We start from the raw sequence: 22194 nt of genomic DNA on the forward strand, positions 1-22194 counted from the left end.
GCTTCACATTTCTGCAAAGCCATTTATAATTATATTTTAAACGCTATTGTAAGGTTAGTAAACCGTTCTAGCTCTGTTATCTTCAATTTCTGCAGCTTCTTCTAACGCCGTAAACACCTTAGTTTGAACCGTATTTCTACGCTCTGCATTTAATCTATTTACAATAGCTCCGTAGTTGTCTAACTTAGTAGCTTCGTTAATTTTATCTAGTTTCACAACATACACCCCTTTTTCACCATCAATTGGTTTAGACGTTGCGCCTTCAGCCAATCCGAATGCTGCACCTACAACTTTAGGCTCAACACCAGCGCCTGATAACGTTGTATTTTTAATCGTAACTGCTGCAGCTGTTCTCACAGTCTGACTTTGATTTTTAGCGATATCAGCTAATGTAGTCGCTGTAATTTTCTCACGAATCATTTTCGCTTTTTTCTCTTTTCTTATTTCTGGCAAAGCAGTAATAGAAGCATCTTCAGTGCTCATTAACCCCTCTTCTTTCTTCTCTACAACCTTAGCCACTATAAAACCAAAATTAGAAATTGGGAAGTTCTTAAAATCACCTGCATCAGTATCTTCATTAAAAGCCCAACGCACTACTTCTCTTTGACTTCCTAAACCTGGAATATTTTCATCTAAAGCTTCAAATGAAATAGGCTTTACTGTTAAGTCACGTTCTTTAGCTAAGGCATTAAAATCACCATCTTTAGCCGCAATTTCAAATTTAGACATTACGTTAAACACATCTTGAAGTGTTTGATCTGAAGGCTCAATTTTACTTGCTATTGTTGCTATTTTTACTGCACTATTAAAACTCTTCTGCTCTAATACTTCAATAATATGATAGCCGAAAGATGTTTGAACAACATCAATATCACCCTTTTTATTATCAAAAGCAAAGGCTTTAAATTCTGGTGCCATTCCTGCTAAATAATCAAATTCAATTTCACCATCTTGCTCGTTACTTACTTTATCAGAAGATAATTCTAATAAATCCATAAATTTAGTACCAGCCTTAATTTGTGCAAAAATACTATCTGCTGTTTTCTTAGCTTCTTCTGGTGTTTTAGTTACAGAAGCATCTGCTCTTTGTCCACCTACAAAAGGAACTAATATATGACGAACTTTTACTGAATCTGGTAATTGCTGACTTGCAACAATCTTAGATAATTTATAAAACCCACCATCTTTATAAGGCCCATAATAGCTACCAACACCTAAATTCATCAATGTGTCCTTAGCTACAGCTGGTAATTGTGCCGCTCTTAAAAAAGTATCATTATACTTTATTGCTGAGTTTGAATTTACAAATTCTTCTACATCAGTAGCAGAATCAAATCCTGGAATCGTTTCTGTGTTCTTACTGTTTTCGTTATATTCTGTTCTATCAGATTTTAAAGCTAATAAATCTGCTTTTATTTTATCTTCATCAGCTTTAGACGCCTCTTCCTTAAACTCAACATAAACAACTTCTGTCGTTGCATCTGTTTTATAAGTATCCTCATGCTTCTTCATGTAAGCTGTGATTTCACTTTTAGAAACAGGAACTGAGCTATCTTCAATAGTTGTGTATGGTACTTGAACATAACTAATATCTGCCGTCTTAGAATCACCGAAATAATCTTCTTCTGCTTCAGAAACCGTTGTTCCAATGCCAGCTTTAATCATATTATAATACGTTTGCTGAATTGCGTTCGCAGCAATTGTTTGCTCATTGTTTGTCCAACTTTCGTAGTTTACTAAGAAGTTTCCTAAAGGAGCAGTGTCACCATTTAAATCTCTTAAATTTGCAATAAATGCATTTAAACGATTAACATCAAAGCTTCCGTTTGCATCTTGAAATTCTGGATATGAAGAAAAACTAGTTTTCAATAAATCTCTCATTTCATCTTTTTCGACAGACAATCCTAATTCTTCAAATTCTGATTGTAATACAATTCTACGAACTTCTTGGTTGTAAATAGCATTCATAGACTGTGTGGACGTTTGTCTTCCACCAGATCTATCTTGGTAATTTTTTACTTTTTGCTGAAACTCATTTCGGTTAATATCTGTTCCGTTAACAGTAGCAACCACATCTAGTGATCCACCTGTTAAGGCATCAGAATTTTTGAATAAATCTCCAATTACGAATGAAAATAACGCTAATGCAATTACTAATATTAATACTAGTGAGCGTTGTCTAATTTTATTTAAAACTGCCATAGTCTATTGTAATGTCTTTAATTTGGTGTAAATAAGTCTGCGAAAATAGTATATTCTACTAAATAATAAAAGGAGAAGCGTAGTTTTTATAAGTGCAGGATACTTTATTCAAAATTTCATTAAAATGCACTTAAATAATAGCTCTACAATATGATGAAATAACTATGAAATTCTAACTAATGACGCTCTAAAAGTTAACTAATCTACATCTAGAACCTTAAGTATAACCTCATCTATTTTTGTTGAAGATACTTCTGTAATTGTAAACTTAAAGTTTTCGATTTGTACATCATCATTTTCTTGAGGAATACCTTCAGTAGCGTGAACTATTAATCCTCCTAGGGTTTCATAATTTTCACTTTCTGGAAGATTTAACTTATACGTTTCGTTAATATAGTCCACTTCTAATCTTGCCGTAAACTTATAGGTGTTATCACTGAGTTGTTCTTCTACCATTTCTACTGTATCGTGTTCATCTTCAATCTCACCGAAAAGTTCTTCAACAATATCTTCCACGGTCATAATCCCTGAGGTACCACCATATTCGTCAATAACCACTGCCATACTTCGGCGTTTTTTAGTTAAAATATTCAACACGTCTTTAATAAGTATGGTTTCTGGCACAAAGGCCACACGGATAATTATGGACCTAATCGTTTCGGGTTTTTTAAACAGCTCAAACGAATGCACATAGCCTAAAATATCATCGATACTATCCCTATAAACGATAATTTTAGTTCTACCTGTTTCAATAAATAGTTGACGCAAGTTTTCAATGGAATCTGAAATATCTACAGCCGTAATTTCTGTTCGTGGCACCATTACCTCGCGTGCTTTTACTTCCGAAAATTCTAATGCATTCTGAAAAATTTGAATTTCACTATCAACATCGTCATGATTTTCAACAGACTCCATTTGCTCTGTAATATAATTACCAAGCTCTACTTTAGTCATGGCTAAAACAACATCTTCTCCTTCGGCTTTAAATATATATTTTAAAACGGCATCCGATATCCAGATAATAAAATCTGAAACCCACGAAAACAAGATATAGAAAATGTAAGTTGGAAAGGCTAGTACTTTTAATAGGGTATTCGCATAAATTTGAAAGAATACTTTTGGTAAAAACTCTGCTGTAATTAAAATTACTAAAGTTGAAATTACGGTTTGTGTTAACAATTGCAAATCAACAAACATATAATTTAAAGCGGCGCTATCTGAAGGCAGCATGGTTTGAAACCAACGCACCAACACCTCGCCCATTTTAAACCCATAGATAACCAATGCTATATTATTCCCAATAAGCATGGTTGCAATATATTTGGAAGGCTTGGCCGTTAATTTACCCAAGATTCTCCCTAAAAAATCTCCTTGTTTCTTCTCTAATTCGATATGAATCTTATTAGAAGACACATAAGCAATTTCCATACCAGAGAAAAATGCTGAAAGTATAAGTGTACTTATGATTATGACTATGTCAGAAGTCATAAATTATTGGTTGTTTCGGTCTTCAAATTTTTTACTGAAACGCTTTCTGAAGAAAAACATAAACGTTGCTAAAGCTGCAAATACCAATGACATGTATGCACCATCTCTATTATCGGTCCATTTAGTAATGGCGTCATATACAAATAGTACGGCGAAAATAATATAAGCGTAATGAAAAATTTTCTGTATTTTCATGTGATAATATTTATAGTTTTTTTACGTATTGCATACCGTACACACTCCATATTTAAAAAGGCTTGAAGTTATGTTTTTTACGTGGCTACGTGTTAAGCAAAATGATTATTGTGCAAAGATAGTTAATTATCAAATTGAAAGTCCCCTCCCATTTCTAACATCTGAAAATTGTTAAATTCCTTATTAGAATCAAACCCAATACCGTGTGTATTATTTGTTAAACTCTTAAACACAAAAGGCATATTGGTAAATGCCCATTCTAGCTTTTGATTGTAATATAACTGCTCTGTAAACAAAGTGTCTTTTTGATGCGTTGCTATTATTACATTACCTCGTAGATCAATAATATCTGTATCAGAATAAATGATAGCATAGTTTGAAGTAATAGTTGTTTTATTCTTTTCATCATCAAAAATTAAAAGCTCGATACCTTCTGGAAATTCATTAAATGCAAAATTTCTATTAGAATAATCTAACATTTTAGGGCTTATTAAATTTGCAATTAACCTAATGGTATCTTCCTCTAACTCGGTATATTTTAAATCTATATTTTCCGCTTCACCAATGGGCTGATTTTGTAGCACACCCACTTTTTGAACTTCGTTAAAGTCATTATTACATGAAAAAAACAAAGTCACAACGATTGCTGTGACTAGGTTTTTAATATTATGTGATTTACTTTTTATCATTAATTACTAGGAACGGTTACTGAACGTCCTATCCAACAACCAATAGATATAGACTCTCCTTTATTTCCTTCCTGAAATATATCCGTTTTAGAGGGCGCACTTGCTCTATAACTCGTTGCCGTTTGAGTTGCTGCACTTCTTAGACGTCCATCTACTCGACCAGCCTTTTCTGCTTCGAGAGCAGCTAACCAAAATACAGCTCTTTTATTAAAGTTTGAATCTCCACAGCTGTTTGCACTCTTAGCATACATATTAGCAATTGATAAATGCGGAGAACCATCTGAAGGGTTAAGCTTTAACGCTTCCATATAGTATTGTCTTGCTTTTCCGTAGCTTCCTTTATCTTTAAGTTCTTTTGCTAACCCCTTGTATAGTTTTGCCTTTTTTAATGGATCTGTAGACAAAGCAATGGTTTGATCCACATATTTCTGCTCACCTGTAAGTATGTATAAATAATATGCCGTATCAGCATTTGGCTCAATAGTATTCTTTTGTTCTACTAATTTTAAAAATAAAGGATCTCCCTTACAATCTTTAGCATACATTCTATTCATTGCACGTTGCAACCACTCTCCATTCGTTTTATTTGCTTCAAAATCCTTTTCGTATAATGGCACTAAAATCTCACAAGTTGCTCTTTCTCCAACTTTATTATCCATACTAGACTTTACTTTATCAAAAGCTCCCAAATTAGCTTCATAATTAGCTTTATATTTTGGTTCATTCTTAGTCAAGGCCGTACCAGCTTCTTCTTTCTCTACTAATTTGTTTAGTTTCTCTGTATAAGATTCCTCAATAGATTCAATCATCTCCATTACATCGTCATACTTATCAAACATTTGTTGCGCAGTTTTCTTTTCAGCATCGTATAAATCCACAGCTAAAGAAAAATATGTGTACAAACCTATTGAACTATCAAAGTTTTCAGGATCTTTTGTAAATGCTTCATCAAACATATTATAAACTTCCTCATCTGACTTGTTTAACTCTTTTCTGTATTTGTAAGCTAAATTAGCTTTATCCGCTAATATTTCACCTAAATCATATCTAGATTCATAATGCACTCTACTCTGATCATATAAAAGCATTAAATCATTAAGGTGTGCTACTTGCTCTTCTCCAGAAGAGTTTTCAATTTTATGCTTTAGGATTTTTTCACCATGAACATAAATAGCTCTATTAAAATTTGGACATTTTTCTCTAACTATTTTCCATGGTCCATAAGCATCATCATACTTTTTACTCTTTACATAACTATCAAAAATTGATAGATTGTTTCCACATTCTTCATCTTGCTGAGCAAACCCAAAATTAACACTCATGAAAAGCATTAAAAGCAGTAAGGTAATTCTCGTCTTCATCTTTAAGTTGTTTTTTTTATTTATACTTCTTTTGTTCAAACCATCGCGAGTTCAAAGATAAACTTACATTGAAGTTTATGAAATTCTCTTGAATTAAGTTTTGATTCGTTGTTCCTCGCTTTCCAAACTCTAAACCTAAATTGGCATTAGAGAACAAGTTTCGATTCCCAACTGGTAAACCTAAACCAAAAGATATGCCAAACTCATTTATAGATTCATCTTTTACAACTAAACCTGTGTTAGAAAAGTTAAATCCTGCTCTATAAACTACACGTTTTAAGTACCCTGAGAACGCACTGTAATCTGGGATAAAAAAACCACCAACCGCAATCTTTGAAGAGTTTTCAAATGTAGAATTTTGATTCGGAAAGACAGGATTGGAAAAATCGGATGAATTTTGATAAGTATATTCAGTACCTACAAACCATGATCTTGGACTTCCAACACCTACACCAAAAGACACAGTTCCTGGCAAGGTTAATTTTGTTTTTTTAAGATTTTGCCCTTCGAGGTCTGCCTCAATTGTATTAGAAGTCGATGTCGTCTCAAGCGTTGAACCACTTACGGTAACCGTTGAAAACGTTCTTGTATTATCTGAGTTAAGTTTACTTCCTGGCGCATAAGTAGCCGATGCTGATAGTTCTAACTTATCAGTTATCATGGTTTTGTAATTCACCCCAAAGTTAACGTTTAAACCACTTAAGTCAGATCTATTAAACTCACGTGTTTGATACTGCACCACATCACCCTCTGGAGTATATTCAATTTCTAGAGCAGAATTCTGGATATTCCCAAAGTTGTAGTTAAAGTTGACACCAGCACTCAATTTCTCTGTGATTTGATACCCTACACCGGCAAAAACCCTATTTAAACCTCCTTCACCACTGAAACGGTTCTCTATAACATTTTCATCATTGAGATCATCTAATCTATAGCCAACAGACGTGTATGGCACTAAACCAAATCCCACACCAAATTTACCAATTGGTACTGCTACAGCTAAATAATCAAAAATAGTACTATTGGTATTTGCTTCACCAGAGTTACTTTTCAATGTAGATTCAGTCATAGTTCCTGCAACTGTAAATTTTACTGGTCGACTTTCACCATTAAAATAACCGCCCTTCAAAGGGGCTCCTGCGTAAGACGCGGGATTTTTCAAATTAAAATGTATACTATCTAAGTAAACACTCATGCCCCCCATACTACGGTTCTCTACAGTTCCTTTGAACTTTAGACTACCAATACCGTAAAAAGAGTATGGAGAACCTGTTCCTTGTTGTGCAAAAGCTGCAGAACTTATAATTGTAATACAAATTACAATAAAACGTTTTATCATTATTTTGAATTATATTCTAGAATGAAATTCAAACCTTCTAAAAGAAAATTTGATTTCGCAAATATGGTATTTTTTAATTGGTTTGACAAAAATTTACTATCTCCTCCTGTTAAAATAACTGTTAAATCTGAGTAATCTTCTAGATATCTATTAATAACCCCATCAATTTCATTGATTGTGCCATAAACAACACCTGAATGAATTGATGTGTCTGTTGAATTGCCGATAACATTATCGGGCAACTTGGTTTCTAATAACGGAAGATTCGCAGTTAAATTATTTAAAGACAAGTATCTCAATCGCAACCCTGGTGAAATAGCACCTCCTTTGTAATGATTTTCTTTAGTTACAAAATCGTACGTAATGCACGTGCCTGCATCAATGATTAATACATTTTTGTTAGCAAACTGATGTACTGAAGCACAAACTAAAGCAATACGGTCTACACCTAAGGTTTTTGGCGTTTGATAATCATTATTGAATGGAAATTTTAGTTCTGATGTTAATACCAAAACATTTAAATCCGTTTCTAAGATTTCAACTTGCGCTTTTGACAAGAGACCAACCGAAGAAATGATTGCTTTTTTCAACTTAGGGAAGTCTTTTTTTACGATTTTATACTGTTTTTCAAACTCATTAAGCTTAAAATTCAATTTATAAATTAAATCTGCGTCATAAAAAACAGCAAACTTAACATACGTATTACCCACATCTACAATAAGATTCATATTAATTTTGATTAGTTGCAAATTTATAAAATCAAATTTTATCAAATTCTTTTTGTTAATAATAAAAATGCTTTTATATTTGCACCCGCTTAACAAAGCAATTGGTGCCTTAGCTCAGTTGGTAGAGCAAAGGACTGAAAATCCTTGTGTCCCTGGTTCGATTCCTGGAGGCACCACCACCATAACCTGTAACAGTCTATTTATTAGAAAGTTGCAGGTTTTTTGGTTTTATCATATACTTATATGTTTGTTATATTAAGCTATCCTTAATTTCTTATATTAAAACAATCTTGTTATTTCTGCTGCTGACAAGTACTTCCTAACAAGATATTATCTCATTAAGAATCTAAAAAAATTACGTTAACTTTATAATTAGCACAAATTCTGCTTTAAGATTATCGCATCAAAACCTTTGAACTGCCAGAAAAAAATTTAAAAATGAAAATTATTTAATCTTCCCTCTCTATTCAAAGCTTATTAAGATAGAATCCACACTAAACCCATTACAACTCAATCACAAACCGAAATTCCTTCACCGTTATATATATTGAGAACGTAGCATAAGCTTCACTTTTAGTCCACCATACATCATCTAAATTACATTTAAAACTACGGGTTAATTAAAATTTTTATCAGCATTCATCAATGCCAACGTATCGCTTCAGCAGTTATAATTTTTATAATTCAACCTGTACATCATAATTACTAATGTTACATTTTCAACTGACATTTATCATAGTTTAAAATGTATTTAATCTATAATTTTACACCATAGACCAACAGATAAAAATATATAAACCAGAACATTACATATCAAATATTATAAAACACTTAGTAAAGATAACGTAGCATTCTAACCTTAATATAAATAAGTAATTATGTCAAAAAATATTCTTTTACCAACGGATTTTTCAGATAACGCCTATAGTGCTGCGATATACACATTAAAACTATATAAAGAAGAACAATGTACATTTCATTTTTTACATTCCTCTAAGCTCAATGCTTCTTCTATGTCTAGCATGTCTAATAAATTAGCACGTGTTTTAGCAGAAAAAGCAAGACTAGACTTAACTGATTTAAAAACCAAGATAGAAAGAGACTATGCCAATGATAATCATACTTTCGAAATTATATTAAGCACTAATGATTTGCATAGTTTAATTGATGTTGTCGTGGAAAAAGAAAACATAGACCTTATTGTTATAGGCACAAAAGGGGAAACTAAAGCTAAAGAAATACTTTTTGGAAGTAACACCGTGAATACGATTAAACAGGTAAAAAACTGCCCTATTTTGGTTATTCCAAATAAATTTGATTTCGTAAAACCTGAACAAATTGCTTTCCCCACAGATTTTAACCGCGTTTATGGCGATGAATTGTTACCTCTAAAACAATTAGCAGATCTCAATAATTCTAAAATTAGAATCGTACATATCAATAATGAAAATGATATTTCAGAGCCACAAAAACAAAATTTAGCTTTATTAGAAACAACCTTAAATCAATATAATTATAGTATTCATTGGATGTCTAATTTTGATAGAAAGGCAAAAGCTATTCAAGAATTTACCGAAGAGTTCCGAATTGACATTTTAGCCATGGTAAATTATAAGCATAGCTTTATAGAAAACATAATGAAAGAACCTGTAATTACTAATATTAGTTTCCACCCAACTATTCCTTTTTTAATTATACCTCAAAACTGATATAAATCATTTTTCTTAAAACCATCATACTTTAAATTTGCTTAGATATAAACGACTATGAGACACCACATATTACTTCCAACAGATTTTTCAGAGAATGCATGGAGTGCTATACTTTATGCACTACAACTATACGCTAACAAACCGTGTACATTTTATTTGTTACATACTTGGTCTTTTAAAAACCCAACTTCTAGGACCTATATCACTTCAACTTTTATTGATTTAAACAAAGAAGAAACTACACAAGATTTAGTTGACTTAAGAGATAAAGCGAAGGCTTTAAGAACAAATCCTGATCACAAGTTTGAAACTGTTTTTAGCACAGAGCCTTTATTAGATGCGATTAAAAACACGATAAAGAACTATAACATTAACTTAGTCATTATGGCCACTAAAGGTGCCACTGGAGCTAAAGAATTTCTTTTTGGTAGTAACACCGTTAATATCGTTGAAAAAATAAGATTATGCCCTGTTCTAATTGTGCCAGATGCTTATGACTTTATTGAACCAAAGCAAATTGCTTTTCCTACGGATTTTAATAGATTTTATGGGGATGAATTACAACCGTTATTAGAATTAGCTGAATTATATTCATCTAAAATACAAGTTGTTCACGTTAATATCAAAGACAGCTTAACAGAAAAACAAAGTTATAATTTAGCAATGCTGAAAGCGTACCTTGAAGATCACCCAAGTGCTATTAATTGGAAGCCCAATTTTGGCACTAAAGAAGAAGCCATCACTGAATTTATTGATGAATTTGATATTAATATACTTACTATGATAAATTATAAGCATAGTTTTATTGAAAGCTTTTTAAACGAACCTGTTATTCAGAAAATAGGATTTCATGCAATGATCCCATTTCTAGTTGTTCCAGAATTTAGATAACCTCTATTAATTTTCACACTCACTTAGCCCTAGTTTTGGTTCTAACATAAAAACCCGATTCTAACGAATCGGGTTTCTTTATATTTAAAATTTCAGGATAATACTTACTTCCAAAAGCCTTCAATCTCCTCTAATGACTTTCCTTTAGTTTCTGGTATAAACTTATAGGTTACAAAGACTATGATTAAGATAAATGCTATAAATATATAGTATGGCAATGATCCATTCCAAGGCGCACTATTATTTACGTCACTTCCCATTACAACAGGAAACGATTGTGAAACCACATAATTAGCCGCCCATTGTGCTGCAACAGCTACAGACATAGCAGCACTTCTTATTTTGTTTGGAAACATTTCTGATAGTAAAACCCATACTACTGGCCCCATTGACAATGCGAAGGAAGCAATAAATAGCAATACTCCAATTAAGGATAGCACTCCTACGCTTTCTTGTTGTAACGTAATCCCTAAAAGTAAGAACCCTATTATCATACCAACAGATCCGATATAAAGTAATGGTTTTCTACCAAACTTATCTACTGTAAACATCGCTACGAATGTGAATACTAAATTTACAAACGCCAACAATATTTGTTGCGCAAGGACATCTTCTTTTCCAAATCCAAGTGCTTTTTCAAAAATATCTGCACCATAATATAATACAGCGTTAATTCCTGTAAATTGTTGTAACATCGAAAGCACCGTACCAATGGCAATAATAGCTAATATCCCTTTAGAAAAATAGCTTACTTTAATACCATCGTTAGTTTTATTTAGAGACTCCTTAATTTGAAGCATCTCTTTTTCAGCAACTTCATCTCCATTAATTTTCTGCAAAACAGCTAAAGCATCAGCATCTTTACCTTTTAAAGCTAACCACCTCGGACTTTTAGGAACAATAAATAATAAGATTAAAAACAGAAGACTTGGTATTAATTCTGACCAGAACATTCTTCTCCATCCAAATTCAATGTTTTCTTCTACAGTTAAATCATTACCTATAAAATAAGTCGCTAAGAACACTACAAAAAAGCCAATTACAATAGCCAACTGATAGTATGTGACCATACGCCCTCTAATATTTGAAGGTGCAATTTCTGCGATATACATGGGAGCATTCATAGATGCCACACCAATACCTAAACCACCAATAATTCTAAAAACTACTAGCATACTAACAGTCTGAGGAAATAGTTCTGGTAAACCCGATCCATAAGCGGAAACGGTAAAGAATATTGCGGAAATTATTAAAGATTTTTTTCTACCTATTTTAATGCTTAAAGGTCCGGCAATAATAGCTCCAACAAAACACCCAATAAGTGCACTACCAACAACCCAGCCTTTTAAGGCATCGCTTAAGTCAAAATACTCTGTAAGATAAAATTGGGCACCATTAATAACACCTGTATCATAACCAAAGAGCAAGCCACCTAAAGCCGAAACCGCTGCGATTAATAATAAAAAAACACTTTTTTTCATTTTATAAATTTATTTAATATTAGTTAGAGTTTTAGTCTATTTAAACTTTTATAGCTGCAATGTAATTAAAATTGGTAAATGGTCTGAAGGATAATGTAAATTCCAGTTATCACTTAATACGGCGTATTTTTTTACTTCAATGTTATCGCTTACAAATGCAAAATCTATTCGTCTAGTAACCGGTTTATTAAAGTCAAAACCATTATAAGTACCTTCCGGACCAAAAACAACATGCGCTATATCTTTTGAATCTTTTAAGTACTCTTTGATATAGCTTATACTAGCGTGATTGGGCTCCATGTTAAAATCCCCCGTAAGAACAATAGGATACTCGGCTGTATTGAGTTCTTTTATTTTACTAAGTATAACAATAGCACTATTTTTTCTAGCTGCTTTACCTACATGATCAAAATGGGTATTAAACGCCCAAAATAATTGACCCGAAACTTTATCTTCAAATAAAGCATAAGTACAAACCCTATTACAAACCGCATCCCAACCCATGGAAACTTTCTCTGGTGTTTCAGACAACCAAAAGGTTCCTGATTTTAAAACAGTGAATTTATCTGTTTTATAAAATAGTGCTGAATATTCTCCAGCATCTATGCCATCGTCGCGACCAACACCAACATAACTATAGTCAACCAAAAGACTATCCATATCTTTCATTTGATTTGGCATTGCTTCTTGAACTCCCAAGACATCTGGCTCATAAAACTTTAATTGATTAATAAAAAATGATTTTCTATTTGTCCAGCTATTTTCTCCTTCTATTGGATAATCCAACTTTATATTGTAGCTCATTATAGAGAAATCTTGAGCAAAACATAAACTAGAAAAAGCAAAACAGACGACTAATAAATACTTCATATTAAAAAAAAATTTAATGTTATAACCGCTTATTTTAGGGAAATAATTTTCAAGGCTTTTAGATAGAAATAGACACCTCTTTAATTGTTAGTCATTGCGAAATAATTTATTTGTATTAATCACAAAGCACCAACAATTAAAGAGACCTATTTTATGATTAATAGTTATTGTGGCGTTATTTTCATTGCGTTTATATAGTAAAATTGATTGCTGTTATCATTAGAATCACCTGATGAAACTTTCAAAATAATTTTGCCATCCGCATCAGGCTGAACATTAGAGATGCAAACTGTGTTTGTAGCATTATTTGCAGCATCTAAAGTAGCAGACTGCTCAGTAGCACCAACAACTGTATATTTTGTATCTCTATTATCACTAACACCATTTCTTGAACCATAGAAGCAAAGTTCATAGGTATCATTCGACTGAAAACCTGTAAATTCTATCACACTCTCTTCCAATCCAGGATTAGACCCCCAATCTAATGCATGAGAATAAAAATTAGAACGTGATACTTCATCTGGCATATTTAAATCTGTTGTTGTTGAACTTGCACCCGAAGTGTTATTTAAACCTCTAAATCGGGCAGTTGTAGTCGCTGCTACACCTGTAAACCCACCACTTGGGTACAAAATATTAGCGATACCAGATCCTTCTAAAAAGCTTGAATAAGCATTCCAACCTTCAGGATTACCTGAGCTAGCGAAATTAATAAATACTGGCTCTGAAATAATACCGTTACCTCCCGCAGTTGCGAAGTCGGTTAAAATCGTAATTTCATTAGGACTCAACACAGCCTCGTGTGCTGCATGTTGTGCTAATTCTTTATAATAAGGTAATATCCCATCAGGCTCATAAGCATTTCCTATTACCGACTCACCAAACATCATTTCAAACCAAGTACATGATGCTGCATATTGACCTAAATCGTTTAAGTGATATCCATCACGTGTAAAACCATCACCTAAAAAACTAGTTCTTGCATTTTGTATTGCAGTTGCTGTAGGCACTACCATTGCTGTAGGTATTAAGTTTTCCGCCTGACTATAAGCTTCAATAATCCCATTAAACATTGTTGTCTGATCATTATTATAATTCACAAAACCTGAATGGGTTGAGTTTTGAGCATAAGCCCAAGTTTTGTGTAATATATACTTTGTACATGGGTTAGGATTCTGCCCTTTTACAACGTTATAAAGTGTTTGAAGCGGATTTATAAATGTATCAAAAAGTCCAGATTCGTAACTCGCTTGCTGAAAACTTATATAATCCCAATCTTCATCAGCTATTGCCTCAGAGATTGAAAAACTTGATGTAACAGTACGATTTCCATCTAAGTCAATTTTTCTATAGCTGTAACTATTTGAATTGCTCGTTGCATTGGCAGCGTGGGTATCTAAATTTGCAGAACCTACATACATATTACCAACTACAACTTGTTTACCAGCAGCATTAGCCAAACCCCAAAAATTAGCTTCTAAAGCATCTTCTGAAAAACTATTACCTATAGCTAAGATTTTTAGAACACCATCATTTTCATCATCTATAATGACCTCAACAGAGGCGGAGACCTCACCATCATCTGACTCTAAAGTCAACGTCACATTTCCTTCCGAGATTGTTTGAACTGTTACTGCAAAAGTTAAAGGATCTACTGCAAGCTCTACTAATTCAGCTGGCTGTGCTGACCATGTATAATTCCTTGCCGCAAAAATAACACTATTAAATTCTGGAGTAATTGTGTGTTGACAGCCTGAAATTAACGTAACATTATCGGGTACTAATGCTTGGGTTTCGACGTTTAGCGTCTCCTTACTCCCTAAAGGAGTAATATCATCTTCTTTAGTACATGAATTAAAATTAATCAATAAGAACACGCAAAAGCAAAATTGCGCCAACTTAATCAATCTGTTGGTTGTTAGATTTTTCATAATTATATTTATTTAGTTAAAGTTTAGTTTAAATCCTAATAAAAACCATCACTCGCGTTATGGTTAAAATATATCACATTATTACTCAACAAAAATCACTTCACTTGACTCAGAAATACCGTTTTCACTAAATGCTTCTATCGTAAAATAATACGGTGTATCACGATCTAGAGAGCGCATAAAATGTTCGTTAGTATCATAAACTTGCCAAGACTGATACAGCTTATCCTCCGCTATTCCCCAACGGATATTATAACCTTGGGCTCCTTCTACAAGATTCCAAGTCAATGACACATCTCTTCGGTCTTCCTCTCTTTTTACCTCGAATTTAGAAACATTCGCTGGCTGCGCTCCTAATCCTAAACCAAACACTCTAAATTCTGACATTGCAAAATTCGCGCCAGGTACTTTTATATTTTTATAACGTACATACTTTGCCTGTACCGCTTCGTCTAATACAATATAGGCATTTGGAGTATCCTTTTCGCTATTGCTTCGATCCACTACAGTTTGCCATTTAGTTCCATCTTCTGAAACCTCTATAGTAAATTGATGTTTTAATTCTTCGACACGTGTGTAAATTCCAGATTCATGGTCATGAAAATTAAGTTGAAAAGCCTGAATATTCCCAAGGTTTTGCATTTCAATTGTTATCCATTGCTTATTATCATTTGCTTCTGCAACCCAAAATGTTTTAGGGTTTTCATCGGTCAATATTTCAGAAGTTATTAGACCGTTCGCATCTTTTTTGAGAGGTAATTCGGTGACTTTTACTTCGTCATCATTCGATGTAAATTTCATAATTTGCATTAACGACGATGACACTGTAACATCTCCTTTATAAGAAAGTAACATCCAACCATTGTGTTGTCCTGCTTTTGTAGGATGACTAGAACCAAAACGCGGATAATCTCCATAAGCGGTATTAGTGTACATTAAACCATCGGCATCAAAATAAGTTGGAAACATGCACAAACGACGTTCCCATTGTGCGTTAGATGCTAGTGCCATAGTACCAAAATGCCAATATTGCCCATTAGTTTGTTTAACCGTTATGCCGTGTCCCGCTCCATTTGTAAATCCACCAGGCTTAAAGCTCATTGGATTATTTTTCATATATGTGAAAGGCCCAAGAGGTGTATCTCCAACATAAACGCCATCTGCATACACATTAAATTGTGTGCCAGGTGCTGCATATTGCAAATAATATTTTCCGTTGTGTTTGGTCATGGAAGCACCTTCCATATATCCTTCTTTTAAAGTCGGGTGAAAGTTATTCTCCCCAAAACGTTCCCATCCGTGTTCTTCTTCAATAAGGTTGAATAATTCTTTCTGAACTCCTGTTTCTAAAAAGCGATCGTCTTTATTCAACATTTTTACACGAAGTGGATTTATGTTAGAGGAACCCCAATATAAATAGGTCTGTCCATCATCATCAATAAATAATTCCGAATCCTGAATATTAGTAGATATAGACGCAGTTGGTTCCCATTTTCCACTTTTTGGATCATCTGTGTACAAAATACTTCCGTAACCAGCAGGATTACCAGCAAAGTACACTAACGAATCTTTGTAATTAAAAGCTGTTGGCGCATTGCTACCTTCAAAAAACCATTGTTGCGGCTTAATAAAATTCCAATTAATTAAATCGGTAGAATGCCAATAACCAAAAGAGCGCGTTACAAACATGTAGTATTCTCCTTTAAATTCTATAACCGCAGGATCTGCACCGGAACGGTACGATTTGTTTTGGCTAGAATTATAAACCATATAAGTATAATCTATATCTAATGGATTAATATAAGTATCAAGCCCTTTTATTAATTCTGCTTTTTCTTGAGTATTAGAAATTTGTTCTGAATGCTGACTCTTCTCGTTATCACAGGAGAAAAGAAATACTATTAAGAATAGAAAAAGTATGTTCTTCATGATTTATAGTTTGGTATCTTTATCTGTTATAGGATCGTAAGACGTCCCCGTCTGACCTCTTAATCTTTTAAATTGTTTGTAACCGCGTTGTACTTGTTCTTCAGAGGCGCGTTCAAAATCTGTAGGTGTTACCTCGTATTTTTCTTGAAGCTCTACTAATTTAATTCTGAGATTTTCTTCAATTGTATCATATTCAGGATTATCAATTTGGTTATGTATCTCTTTTGGATCTTCCTCTAAATCGTATAATTCCCAAGTATCAATATCATCATAAAAATGCATTAACTTATAACGTTTAGTGCGCACTCCATGATGTTTCTTTACCATATGAAATGCAGGATAATCGTAATAATGATAATAAACTGCATCTCTAAAATCAGTACCTTCAAAGTTATTCTCTAACAAAGGACGCAAGGATTTACCTTGCATATCCTTAGGAATATCAACTTGCGCATAATCTAAAAACGTTTCCGCAAAATCTAAATTCTGAGTCATCTCCTCTATGACAGTTCCAGGCTGAATAATATTTGGATACTTAACAACTAAAGGCATTGCTAGAGATTCTTCGTACATATAGCGTTTATCAAACCACCCTTTTTCACCTAAATAAAAACCTTGATCTGTTGTATAAATCACAATTGTATTTTCATCCAATCCGTTTTCCTCCAAATAATCTAAAACCTCACCAACGCCCTCATCTAGAGAAGCAATCGTTGCCAAATAATCTTGTAAATAACGTTGCCCTTTATATTTTGCTAAATCTTTGCCCGATAAATTTGCATCATGAAACGCATCATTTTTTGCTTGATAAGCCTTATCCCAAGCCATACGCTGTTTAATCGTCATACGTTCAAAATCAGATTTCCATGGATTATGAGCCAATTCTGGACTTCCTTTCGTTTTGGTCAATTTTAAATCATGACCTTCGTACATATCCTTATAAATCGTTTGTTGCTGCTGTTGCGAGCTTAATGAACCTTCATGAGCCGTGAAATAGCTCTCTGGCAATTCGAATTCGATATCATCAAATTTATTGGCATGTCGCAAGGCTGGCATCCAATTTCTGTGTGGTGCTTTGTGCTGCAGCATAAGCATAAAAGGTTTGTCGCTGTCCTTTACAGAATTGAGATAGGCAATACCATTTTGTGTAATAATGTCTGTAGCATAGCCTTCAATTCGAGTTGTATCTGCTACTTTCGTTGCGTCATTGATTTCTATAAAATCTGGATTGTAATAATTGCCTTGGTCCGTTAATATTTTCCAATAATCAAAACCCTGTGGCAAATCATGTAAATGCCATTTACCAATAACAGCGGTATTGTAACCTGCTTTTTGAAGTAGCTTAGGAAAGGTTTGTTGGCTACCATCAAATTGGTCGCCATTCATTCTAAAACCATTGGCATGGCTAAATTTCCCCGTTAAAACCACGGCTCTACTAGGTCCGCAAATAGAATTAGTACAAAAGTTATTCTTAAACAAAGCACCCTCTACTGCAATACGATCAATATTTGGTGTAGGTGCTAATTTACTTATCGGATGACCATAAGCACTGATGGCTTGTTCAGCATGGTCGTCTGCCATAATATAAACGATGTTTGGTCGTTTTTTAGGCACCAATTCTACCTTCTTTTCTAGTGAATTATTCTTGCACGATTGAAAAGCAAAAAGCATTAATAAAATAACAACTAAGTTTCTCATGTTATTTAGTTCTTATAATTTTAGTTTGAATAACGTCCTTATTTAGCATCGCTCGCTCAAAAAACTGAAATATCATCTCTAAATCTTCAAATGGAATTCGGGCAATCTCGTGGCCACCACCTTTAACGATATTGAACGCATATGCGGTATCAAATTCTTCGAGTTGATTTACTATAATTTCAGAACCATCTAACATAATATAACCGTCTTTCTTCGGGTCGCAATAATGATGTGATGCACTACCAAACGGCACTAATTGATCGTCTGTTCCATGATAAATAACTGCTGGAACTGCATTTTCTGCAGTAATATATCGTGCATCAACTACAGCACCTGCACAAGAAAACACACCTGCAAATGACACGTTATTATAAGCGTCTTTATTCGATACAAAATAATCCTTCATATACACGGCATTTAGTATGCCCTCTGCTCCAGCACTACTCCCACCTGCTATAATTTTGGTAGGATCAATTTGAAGACTTTTAGCACGTTCAACTAAAAATTTTGCCGCATCTAAATAATCAATTGCAGCTTGTTTAAAAGTTTCCATTTTCTCGTCTTTGGTGCAATCACAACCAAAACCTGTAGCTTTATTTTTTCTAAGTAAACGGTAATCGATAGAAACCCCTATATAATTTTGTTTTTCGGCAGCGTACTTAACCAAACTACCATCATCTGGATAGGCACGGTGACTGCCCGAAAACCCACCACCATGCATCCAAAGTAATACAGGAAGTGAATCGGTTTTATTAATATTTTCTGGAGTGAACACATCCATTCTCAAGGTATCTTTTCCTTTAATAGAATAGATATAAGTCTCTTTTTTTTGAGCGGAAAGACTAAACGTAATGAGGATTACAAGCGTTGTTAGTATATTTTTCATTTAGTTTATGTTCTCAACTAAAATTCCACTTATGAGAGTTTCACTTTCAATTGAATTAAGAGTAATTGGTAATCTTATATTGCTTACAGCGTATTAAACTGAGTTACAATTCTTTTATTTTCTGCACTGTCAACTAGATTGTACTTTTTATAGCAAAATCACTATTCCACCAAAAAAGCCATACTTAACAAGACGTAAAAGAAGAAAACTTTATATGTTGTTAGGTATGGCATAAATTTGACAATCAATCTATTGAGTTAAACTAAGGACCTCACGCCCTTAATTAAGACCTTAAAAACCTAAATTCTTAAGATCAGTAATAATTATTTAAAAATATATTCTTTGTTTAAACCATTTATTTATCCAAATTGGACTTATAATTTTATTGAAATTTTGATTTACAATACGAAATAGTATTACGTCTCGAAATATCGATTTCAGGACCCTTCTATTTCGTTAACACAAATTCTTTCATCATCTTAGTATCAGAATCCGTACCTACAAATACCTGAAAATCTCCAGGTTCGGCAACAAAATCTAAATCTGAATTATAGAATTTCAAATCTTCAACGGTCAGTTTAAAAGTAACTGTTTTCGTTTCTCCTTTTTTAATTTGAACTTTTTGAAACCCTTTTAACTCTTTAACGGGTCTTGTTACTGACCCAACTACATCTCTAAGGTATAACTGCACCACTTCTTTACCATCGTAATCTCCAGAATTAGTTACCTCTACAGAAACCTCTACAACACCATCCATAGCAATTGAAGATGTATTAATATTAAAGTTAGAATAATCAAATGAGGTATAGCTCAATCCATAACCAAATGGATATAATGGCTCGTTACGCACATCGATATAGTTACTTTTAAATTTCTCGAATTTACCGTCTTCATTTCCTAAAGGACGACCTGTATTTTTATGGTTGTAAAAAATTGGTACTTGCCCCACGTTTCTTGGAAAAGTTGCCGTTAATTTACCTGATGGGTTAACATCTCCAAACAATACATCTGAAATTGCTAAACCAGCTTCACTACCTGGAAACCAAACATTAAGAATTGCTTGCACGTTTTCATTCTCTTCAACTAAAACAAGTGGGCGTCCGGTAAACAGAACCAAAACCACAGGTTTTCCTGTTTTCAATAAAGCGTTTAACAAATCTTTCTGCACTTGGGGAATACCCAAATCAGTTCTACTACTACTTTCTCCACTGAACTCTGCAGATTCACCAATTGTTGCTACAATAACATCAGATTTAGCTGCTATTTGAAGCGCTTCATCTAATAACTGCTTATCTGTACGGCCATCGCGCGGAATATCTTTACCAAACATTGTTGCACGTTGCTCTAACTCTAAATCGTAATCAATATTGCTCCCTTTAGCATATAACAAAGTGGCTTTATCACCAATAACTTCGGTTAGACCATCAAAGACTGAGTTTGATTCTTCCTGTTTTGTGGCCACACTCCAAGTACCAGCCATATTATTTCCTGCTTTAGCTAACGGACCAATTAAACCAATAGTACCAGATTTATTTATAGGTAATAATTGCGCTTCATTCTTAAGTAATACCATAGATTCAGCTGCCACTGTACGGGCGAATGCTTTATTTTCTGGTGTAAATATTTCGGTTTCTGACCTATTAACGTCACAATATTTGTAAGGGTCATCAAATAATCCTAATTGAAATTTAGCCGTTAGCATTCGTCTTACTGCAGCATCAATATCATCCATTGAAACCTTTCCATTTTCATAAGATTCTTTCAAGGTTTTTACAAAAGCTGCTGGTATTGATGGCGAATCACCTGCCATATCCATATCCACACCTGCTTTTAAAGCTTGTTCTGAAACTTGATATTTATCTCCAACTCCATGTTCTGTCATTTCAAAAATTCCGGTGTAATCAGTTACTACAAAACCATTAAAGCCCCAGTCGTCTCTTAACAAATCAGTAAGCAACCACTTGTTTCCAGTTGCTGGCACACCATCAATTTCGTTAAAGGATGCCATAACAGAACCTACACCTGCATCAATGGCCGCTTTATAAGGCTCTAAATATTCGTTGTACATTCTAATTTTACTCATATCCACCGTATTGTAATCTCTACCAGCTTCGGATGCGCCATATAAAGCAAAATGCTTTACACAGGCCATTAATGTGTTATTTAGACTTAAATCATCTTGTTGATACCCTTTAATCATAGCTTCTGCTATTCTACTTCCTAAGAAGGGATCTTCTCCGTTTCCTTCAGAAACACGCCCCCAACGAGGGTCTCTAGATATATCAACCATTGGTGAAAACGTCCAATTGATACCAGCTGCACTTGCTTCATTTGCTGCTACACGTGCCGTTTTTTCTATCATCTCCATATCCCAAGAACTAGACAGCCCTAAAGGAATAGGAAATGTAGTTTCGTAACCATGAATAACATCCATTCCAAAAATTAAAGGAATACCTAATCTACTTTTTTCGACAGCTATTTTCTGAACTTCATAAATCTTTTCTACTGTTTTTATATTAAACAAACCTCCCACTCTTCCTTCTTCAATACGTTTTCCTACATCGGATCCTTTCGCTGAACCTGTTGTAATATCTCCTGAAGTTGGTAAATTAAGCTGCCCTATTTTTTCATCAATAGACATTAATTCTAAAATAGAATCCACTTTTGAGGCAAATGGATTCTCTGTAGTCATTTTGGATTCAGCCATTGTCTTAGTGTCTGAATTACAACTTGAAAGTAATATTGCTAAAAAAGCAATTGTGATTGTTTGAACGTTAATTAATCTCTTCATTAT

At 33.7% G+C, this 22194-nt stretch carries 16 protein-coding genes and 1 tRNA gene; 3 read left to right on the top strand and 14 right to left on the bottom strand.

From position 1 onward, the window contains the following. Nucleotides 1-54: 54 nt before the first annotated feature. From HM986_RS02460 to HM986_RS02490, 7 genes are all read right to left on the bottom strand, one after another. Nucleotides 55-2202, bottom strand: coding sequence for a SurA N-terminal domain-containing protein (locus tag HM986_RS02460; RefSeq protein WP_179333493.1), 2148 nt, complete (start codon nucleotides 2200-2202; stop codon nucleotides 55-57). Nucleotides 2203-2400: 198 nt separating this feature from the next. Continuing rightward, nucleotides 2401-3690 carry a hemolysin family protein gene (locus HM986_RS02465; protein WP_179333494.1) on the bottom strand — a complete coding sequence of 430 codons (1290 nt, stop codon included), beginning with the start codon at nucleotides 3688-3690 and terminating at the stop codon, nucleotides 2401-2403. Nucleotides 3691-3693: 3 nt separating this feature from the next. Continuing rightward, on the bottom strand, nucleotides 3694-3885 hold the full coding sequence (locus HM986_RS02470) for a hypothetical protein (RefSeq protein ID WP_179333495.1): 192 nt from the start codon (nucleotides 3883-3885) through the stop codon (nucleotides 3694-3696). Between the two features lie 122 nt (nucleotides 3886-4007). After that, nucleotides 4008-4574, bottom strand: coding sequence for an LPS export ABC transporter periplasmic protein LptC (lptC, locus tag HM986_RS02475; protein WP_179333496.1), 567 nt, complete (start codon nucleotides 4572-4574; stop codon nucleotides 4008-4010). Then, nucleotides 4574-5935, bottom strand: a complete 1362-nt coding sequence (locus tag HM986_RS02480; protein ID WP_179333497.1) for a tetratricopeptide repeat protein — start codon at nucleotides 5933-5935, stop codon at nucleotides 4574-4576. The genes lptC and HM986_RS02480 overlap by 1 nt, the downstream gene beginning before the upstream one ends. A 16-nt stretch (nucleotides 5936-5951) precedes the next feature. Then, entirely contained in the window at nucleotides 5952-7274 is a 1323-nt protein-coding gene (locus HM986_RS02485) for a hypothetical protein (RefSeq protein ID WP_179333498.1), read from the bottom strand. Then, complete coding sequence (locus HM986_RS02490; RefSeq protein ID WP_179333499.1) at nucleotides 7274-8002, bottom strand: type III pantothenate kinase; 729 nt, start codon at nucleotides 8000-8002, stop codon at nucleotides 7274-7276. Before HM986_RS02490 ends, HM986_RS02485 begins: the two co-directional genes overlap by 1 nt. Before the next feature lie 103 nt (nucleotides 8003-8105). Between HM986_RS02490 and HM986_RS02495 the strand changes: the two genes are divergently transcribed. From HM986_RS02495 to HM986_RS02505, 3 genes are all read left to right on the top strand, one after another. Further along, nucleotides 8106-8181, top strand: a tRNA-Phe gene (locus HM986_RS02495). 699 nt (nucleotides 8182-8880) lie between these two features. Continuing rightward, a complete protein-coding gene (locus tag HM986_RS02500; RefSeq protein ID WP_179333500.1) occupies nucleotides 8881-9711 on the top strand; it encodes a universal stress protein in 831 nt (276 codons plus the stop codon). 57 nt (nucleotides 9712-9768) lie between these two features. Beyond that, the gene (locus HM986_RS02505) at nucleotides 9769-10605 is read left to right on the top strand and encodes a universal stress protein (protein ID WP_179333501.1); all 837 of its coding nucleotides are present in this window, start codon (nucleotides 9769-9771) and stop codon (nucleotides 10603-10605) included. 104 nt (nucleotides 10606-10709) lie between these two features. On the opposite strand, the gene HM986_RS02510 is transcribed toward HM986_RS02505, so the two are convergent. The 7 genes from HM986_RS02510 to bglX all read right to left on the bottom strand — a co-directional run bounded on the left by HM986_RS02510 (nucleotide 10710) and on the right by bglX (nucleotide 22191). Continuing rightward, nucleotides 10710-12086: a sugar porter family MFS transporter gene (locus tag HM986_RS02510; RefSeq protein ID WP_179333502.1), complete on the bottom strand. Its 1377-nt coding sequence runs from the start codon at nucleotides 12084-12086 to the stop codon at nucleotides 10710-10712. Nucleotides 12087-12134: 48 nt separating this feature from the next. Continuing rightward, on the bottom strand, nucleotides 12135-12956 hold the full coding sequence (locus HM986_RS02515) for an endonuclease/exonuclease/phosphatase family protein (protein WP_179333503.1): 822 nt from the start codon (nucleotides 12954-12956) through the stop codon (nucleotides 12135-12137). A 164-nt stretch (nucleotides 12957-13120) separates the two neighbouring features. Beyond that, nucleotides 13121-14887, bottom strand: a complete 1767-nt coding sequence (locus tag HM986_RS02520; protein WP_179333504.1) for a DUF4886 domain-containing protein — start codon at nucleotides 14885-14887, stop codon at nucleotides 13121-13123. A gap of 81 nt (nucleotides 14888-14968) precedes the next feature. Next, the gene (locus HM986_RS02525) at nucleotides 14969-16816 is read right to left on the bottom strand and encodes a family 43 glycosylhydrolase (protein ID WP_179333505.1); all 1848 of its coding nucleotides are present in this window, start codon (nucleotides 16814-16816) and stop codon (nucleotides 14969-14971) included. Between the two features lie 3 nt (nucleotides 16817-16819). Then, a complete protein-coding gene (locus HM986_RS02530; protein ID WP_179333506.1) occupies nucleotides 16820-18514 on the bottom strand; it encodes a sulfatase family protein in 1695 nt (564 codons plus the stop codon). 1 nt (nucleotide 18515) lies between these two features. After that, a complete protein-coding gene (locus tag HM986_RS02535; protein WP_179333507.1) occupies nucleotides 18516-19400 on the bottom strand; it encodes an alpha/beta hydrolase in 885 nt (294 codons plus the stop codon). Nucleotides 19401-19848: 448 nt separating this feature from the next. Next, nucleotides 19849-22191, bottom strand: coding sequence for a beta-glucosidase BglX (bglX, locus tag HM986_RS02540; RefSeq protein ID WP_179333508.1), 2343 nt, complete (start codon nucleotides 22189-22191; stop codon nucleotides 19849-19851). Nucleotides 22192-22194: the final 3 nt, after the last annotated feature.

Source organism: Winogradskyella costae (assembly GCF_013403865.1).
Classification (GTDB): Bacteria; Bacteroidota; Bacteroidia; order Flavobacteriales; family Flavobacteriaceae; genus Winogradskyella; species Winogradskyella costae.

Bases quoted from the DNA above. Each gene is read 5' to 3' on its own strand.
- HM986_RS02460 (WP_179333493.1), bottom strand. From the start codon at position 2,202: ATGGCAGTTTTAAATAAAATTAGACAACGCTCACTAGTATTAATATTA.
- HM986_RS02465 (WP_179333494.1), bottom strand. From the start codon at position 3,690: ATGACTTCTGACATAGTCATAATCATAAGTACACTTATACTTTCAGCA.
- HM986_RS02470 (WP_179333495.1), bottom strand. From the start codon at position 3,885: ATGAAAATACAGAAAATTTTTCATTACGCTTATATTATTTTCGCCGTA.
- lptC (WP_179333496.1), bottom strand. From the start codon at position 4,574: ATGATAAAAAGTAAATCACATAATATTAAAAACCTAGTCACAGCAATC.
- HM986_RS02480 (WP_179333497.1), bottom strand. From the start codon at position 5,935: ATGAAGACGAGAATTACCTTACTGCTTTTAATGCTTTTCATGAGTGTT.
- HM986_RS02485 (WP_179333498.1), bottom strand. From the start codon at position 7,274: ATGATAAAACGTTTTATTGTAATTTGTATTACAATTATAAGTTCTGCA.
- HM986_RS02490 (WP_179333499.1), bottom strand. From the start codon at position 8,002: ATGAATCTTATTGTAGATGTGGGTAATACGTATGTTAAGTTTGCTGTT.
- HM986_RS02500 (WP_179333500.1), top strand. From the start codon at position 8,881: ATGTCAAAAAATATTCTTTTACCAACGGATTTTTCAGATAACGCCTAT.
- HM986_RS02505 (WP_179333501.1), top strand. From the start codon at position 9,769: ATGAGACACCACATATTACTTCCAACAGATTTTTCAGAGAATGCATGG.
- HM986_RS02510 (WP_179333502.1), bottom strand. From the start codon at position 12,086: ATGAAAAAAAGTGTTTTTTTATTATTAATCGCAGCGGTTTCGGCTTTA.
- HM986_RS02515 (WP_179333503.1), bottom strand. From the start codon at position 12,956: ATGAAGTATTTATTAGTCGTCTGTTTTGCTTTTTCTAGTTTATGTTTT.
- HM986_RS02520 (WP_179333504.1), bottom strand. From the start codon at position 14,887: ATGAAAAATCTAACAACCAACAGATTGATTAAGTTGGCGCAATTTTGC.
- HM986_RS02525 (WP_179333505.1), bottom strand. From the start codon at position 16,816: ATGAAGAACATACTTTTTCTATTCTTAATAGTATTTCTTTTCTCCTGT.
- HM986_RS02530 (WP_179333506.1), bottom strand. From the start codon at position 18,514: ATGAGAAACTTAGTTGTTATTTTATTAATGCTTTTTGCTTTTCAATCG.
- HM986_RS02535 (WP_179333507.1), bottom strand. From the start codon at position 19,400: ATGAAAAATATACTAACAACGCTTGTAATCCTCATTACGTTTAGTCTT.
- bglX (WP_179333508.1), bottom strand. From the start codon at position 22,191: ATGAAGAGATTAATTAACGTTCAAACAATCACAATTGCTTTTTTAGCA.